At 36.3% G+C, this 5,057-nt stretch carries 4 protein-coding genes; 1 reads left to right on the top strand and 3 read right to left on the bottom strand.

The window, feature by feature from the left end:
• Window positions 1–10: 10 nt before the first annotated feature.
• Both RTX21_RS17995 and RTX21_RS17990 read right to left on the bottom strand, forming a co-directional pair.
• Complete coding sequence (locus RTX21_RS17995) at window positions 11–631, bottom strand: DDE-type integrase/transposase/recombinase (RefSeq protein WP_312769934.1); 621 nt, start codon at window positions 629–631, stop codon at window positions 11–13.
• Entirely contained in the window at window positions 625–894 is a 270-nt protein-coding gene (locus tag RTX21_RS17990; protein ID WP_312769932.1) for a transposase, read from the bottom strand. The genes RTX21_RS17995 and RTX21_RS17990 overlap by 7 nt, the downstream gene beginning before the upstream one ends.
• Before the next feature lie 483 nt (window positions 895–1,377).
• Between RTX21_RS17990 and RTX21_RS17985 the strand changes: the two genes are divergently transcribed.
• Entirely contained in the window at window positions 1,378–4,275 is a 2,898-nt protein-coding gene (locus RTX21_RS17985; protein WP_312769929.1) for an AsmA-like C-terminal region-containing protein, read from the top strand.
• A 579-nt stretch (window positions 4,276–4,854) separates the two neighbouring features.
• On the opposite strand, the gene RTX21_RS17980 is transcribed toward RTX21_RS17985, so the two are convergent.
• The coding region (locus RTX21_RS17980; protein ID WP_312769927.1) for a hypothetical protein at window positions 4,855–5,057 on the bottom strand (203 nt) is incomplete at its 5' end.

The following is a 5,057-nucleotide window of genomic DNA, read 5'->3' as shown; positions in this document are numbered from 1 at the left end:
ACTCTTAAAGTTAAAGAGTATAAGAATCGTGTCCTAACAAAGTTAGCAACTCCATGAAAACACTGCTTGTAAACTCCGGACCATTATCTGTTCTTATTGATTTTGGTTTTCCTCTTTCTTTTACAATCCATTCTAATAAATCCGTTATATGCATTGCTCCAATGGAAAGTCCGATCTCGATCCAAATAGCTTCTCTGTTGTAATCATCAATAATGTTCAATGTTCTAAATCTTCTCGAATTGAAAAGCGCATCACTCATAAAATCAATACTCCAAACTTCATTATATTTTTCAGGAACTTCCAAATTTTGACGTTCCCTTGAAGCCAATCTCCTTCTGCGTTTTCTCATTAAGTTGAGACCAATTTTTTTGTAAACTCTATATACTTTTTTGTGATTCCAAACAAATCCTTGATTACGAAGGCTGTGAAACATTTTCTTGAATCCATAACTCGGATGTTTCTCAGAAAGGTCATTCAAACAATCGACTAGATCTGAATCCTCTTTTCTTTTGGGATGATAGTAAAAACTGCTCCGCTCCAAACTCGCACAATAACACGCCTGTCTGATGTTCAATGAATGTTCCTGAACCATATATTCTACAATTTCTCGCTTTTTGACAGGCTTTACCACTTTTTTGAAAGAACATCTTTCAAGGCTTCATGCTCCAAACTCAAATTGGCAAACATCTTCTTCAGGCGGTTGTTCTCCGATTCTAATTCTTTGATTTTTTGCAGTTCTCTTGTGGAATTAATCCCACCGAATTTCTTTTTCCAATCGTGTAATGTTTGGTAGTGGAACCCATATTTTCGAGACAATTCCTTGGCTGTTTGTCCCGACTCATACTCTTTTAGAATCGCCAAAATCTGGCTGTCTGTGAATTTGCTCGTTCCCATATCCTAAAATTAATTGTTTTTGATTAATAATTTTAGGGTTATAATTTGTCTAGTTTTTAGGGATACTTACAGTTGATTTGCAGAATATTATAAATGCGCATCTGTAATTTATGAAATGTACGGAAGAGGAAATCCAGAAAATGTATGGAGAAAAGACTATGGAGACGGAACTACTTTTGAAAAAAATGACAGATCAAGCTTCATATTCTTGCATCTGTGTTAGTGATACCTCCAAAAAACCACTTTCAGTACTTTTATCTTTCTTGCAACCGTTATATACTCCCCGTTAGCGCGGATTTTTAATCTGTACTTTTATAATTAGCTATTGCTTTTAATATTTTCGATAATTGATGTTGAACCAATTGATTCTGAATGCAGCAAAACTAGGGAGTTGGAAAAAAAGCGATACAAGTGGTAATTTTTAAAATAGTTTAGTAGATTATTTTAGCATAATCTTTGAATTAATCAGAAAAATTTAATATTATGACCGCGGGAAATGTAAAATCAATTGTAATTAAAATTCTGAAATGGCTGGGAATTGGAATCGCTTCTATCCTATTTCTAATGTTTATTATCCCTATTTTATTTCCAGGAACTATTTCTCAGCAGGTTAAGATCTTTGCGAATAAACATCTGGCCGGAGAATTGGATTACAAGAAAACACATCTTACTTTTTTTCGTCATTTCCCTTCTCTCACGGTTTCTGTAGATGATTTTATATTGAAAGGTTCCAAACCTTTTGAACAAGATACATTGCTTGCAGCTAGAGAAGTTGCAGTTGGAATCAATCTTAAAAATCTGATTTTTGATAGAGAAGTTAAAATCGATGAAATATACGTGAATGATGCTACAGCCAATGTTTTTGTTAATTCAAAAGGGGAAGCTAATTATAACGTTTATGTTTCCAAACCGTCTGAAAAACCAAAAGATACGACCGAAGCTGGCGCTTCCGTCAAATTGGATCTAATCAAACTGAAAAACTGGAATATCAAATACAATGACCACGCAGCCAATGTTTTGGTCAATGCAAAAGGCATTAATTATACAGGAAAAGGCGGATTGAGCGAAGATATTTTTGATCTCAAGACCGATCTCGAAATTGACAAGCTTGATTTTGCACTCAATAGAATCTGGTATGCCCAGCAAAAATCACTGCATGCCGATTTGATAACAAGAATCAATACTAATGCATTAACGTTTGTGCTGAGAAAAAATGAATTGAGAATCAATGAACTTCCTTTGAAATTCACAGGATTTGTGAGTATTCTGAAAGATGGATACAATCTTAATATTAATGCCGCTTCGGAGAAAACAACGATCAAAGATATGTTGTCCGTTCTTCCGCCTCAATATTTGTCTTGGGTAAAAGACACGAAAATCGAAGGAAACAGTGATCTGTTTTTCAGTTTGAAAGGTCGATTCAGTGAACCTAAAGATCTGAAACCTGATTTAAGAGCAAGCTTGAAGATTAGTAATGGTTTCGTTTCCAACAGCAACGCACCAGTTCCGATGAACAATCTGAATATGGATTTGAATGTCGGTTTACCTTCGTTAGATACCGAGAAACTTCTACTCGATTTGAGAACTTTGAGTTTTGATTTAGGAAAAAACAACAATTTCCGAGCAGTTGTAAAAACTCAGGGATTGAACGAAATGAAGATCAACGCCAATATCAAAGGCGCTGTTGACTTGGCCACTCTGGATTCTGCGCTTGGTTTGAAAGATATTGAACTGAAAGGTCTTATGAATACGGATATCGTATCAAACGGAATTTTCAGTCTGGATAAAAAATTATTTCCGAAAACAAAAGGTTATTTCTATCTGAAAAATGGCTGGCTGAAGACCAATTACTATCCGAATCCAATCAAAAATATCAATATTTTAGCGAATATTCATAATACCGATGGGACTTTCAAAAGTCTGGGCGTCAAGCTCGATCCTTTCAAATTTGATTTTGAAGGCAATCCGGTTTTTGTGAATGCAGATTTGCAGGATTTCGAAGATGTTCTTTACAAAGTAAGAGCGAAAGGTGTTTTGAACGTCGGCAGAATCTATAAAGTTTTTGCTAAAGAAGGATTTGATGTCAGCGGATTGATAATGGCAGATCTATCCTTGAATGGACGACAAAGTTATGCCACGACAGGACAATACAGCAAACTCGATAACAGAGGAAACTTAATCTTAAAAAATATCAAGGCCACAACAGAATATCTTCCGAAATCATTTTTCATTAAAGAAGGTAATTTCGAATTTGAGAATGAGAAAATGTGGTTCAGAAAATTCTATGGTAACTATGGAAAATCCGATTATTCACTCAATGGATATTTACTTAATACCATCAATTATTTCATCGAAAGAAAAGGAACTTTGCACGGCAGATTCCATTTGAAATCCAATTATATTTTGGTGGATGAATTTATGGCGCTGAAAGAAGGCGATAACACAGACAAATCTCTTGCAGTAACTTATGCGAAAGAGGAACATCCGAAAAGCAGCGGTGTTGTGATCGTCCCAACCAATCTGGATGTTTCTTTGGAAGCTAATGCGGAAAAAGTCGAATTCAAAGGACTTGGATTGAATAACCTTGCAGGACTGGCTTCGGTTACAAAAGGTGAGATCTATCTTAAAAATACAACATTTGATATCATCGGAAGCCGAATGGGAATCGATGCAAGATACCAGAATGAATCTCCGACTACCGCTAATTATGATGTGGCTTTGAAGGTCGATAACTTCGATGTCCAGAGAGCTTACAAAGAGATTGATATGGTGCGTGAAATGGCAACTGCAGCGAAAGAAGTGAAAGGAATTGTATCTCTCGATTACAAACTGAAAGGCGATTTTGACAGCAATATGAAACCTATATATCCGTCATTGGAAGGTGGCGGCAATGTGAATCTGAGAGACGTAGAAGTCAAAAACCTAAAGATGCTTTCCGCAGTTGGCGACAATATCGGTGCAAATGCCTTTGATGATCCGGATATGAAAGGAGTGGATATCAAGACGAGCATCAACAACAATTTGATCCATGTGGAGCCTTTTACCTTCAAAGTTTCTATTCTTCGACCTACGATTAGCGGAACCACGAGTTTCAATGGGTTGTTGGATTTCCGGATAAGGGTTGGTTTGCCACCAGGTGGCTGGATCGGATTCCCGATTGTTGTGACCGGAACACACGAGAAACCGAAAATCAAAATCTTCAGCAAGACCGGTCAAGGTATTGTAGAAGCCTTATATAATACCAGATCCAACAAAGTTATCCGGGAAGAAAAACGCGCAGAGAGAAAATCCCGCTCTCAACAGCGAAAAGAGAAACGCGCTCAGGAAAAGAAAGCAGAAAATGCAGAAAAGCAGATTGATAAAGATCTGAAGAAGAAATGAAAGGAAAGCTTCACTGGTAGACTGCCCAAAAAAGTTAACCACTTTTTCCTATTGTGCCCGATGGTCAACCAAATCTGGTTGATCATTCGTGGCTCCTCGAAAGCAATCATATGTTAACAGACGCTTTTAGCTTTATTTAAAAGTTAAAGAGTTAAAATTGAATATGAAATGGAATTAATTCGGTAAGTTTGGATACAATTTATCCAGTAAGAAAAAAATATGGTAATTATACGCTAGTTTACACTAGCTTTGTTTTTACCACTACCTCTTTTTCTCTTGTCATAATCTTTGCCCCAATCATAATAAATATATCTTGGAGGCTCTTCAATCGATTTACTTCTGACCATCAATGTCAGCAAATTTTCTATCGATGAGATCATGGAACTTCCTAATAATAGGAATCGTTCTGCCTATTAGGGTTGATAGTGATGGAAACAATGAAATTGAGATTATTCCCCAAAAAGCTTCAATGGGATACTTAAATGGTTATGGCGATCCGGAATACATAGAAGGTCTGGAGACCATATCATTACCTTTCTTAAAAGCGGTAAGTTCAGGGAGTTTCCGGCTGACGGCGATTCAATGCCCCCTTACAAGAATAGAATTTATATTGTGGGAAAATACATCGAAAATCTTTCGGATTTGAAAACAGACAGAACTTATGTTTTCATTACCACCAATGATGGTATCAGCTACAAAAGATTTCAATTTTTCTAAGCAGATAGTATCTGGAGTTGCTAACTTTGTTAGGACACGATTCTTATACTCTTTAACTTTAAGAG

Source organism: Epilithonimonas sp., assembly GCF_032054305.1.
Taxonomy (GTDB): Bacteria; Bacteroidota; Bacteroidia; order Flavobacteriales; family Weeksellaceae; genus Epilithonimonas.
The sequence above is the reverse complement of the archived record's forward strand: the minus strand, read 5'-3'. Positions and strand labels throughout refer to the sequence as shown.

What these genes read in the sequence shown, in the direction of transcription:
- RTX21_RS17990 (WP_312769932.1), bottom strand. Translation starts at nt 894, where the DNA reads ATGGGAACGAGCAAATTCACAGACAGCCAGATTTTGGCGATTCTAAAA.
- RTX21_RS17985 (WP_312769929.1), top strand. Translation starts at nt 1,378, where the DNA reads ATGACCGCGGGAAATGTAAAATCAATTGTAATTAAAATTCTGAAATGG.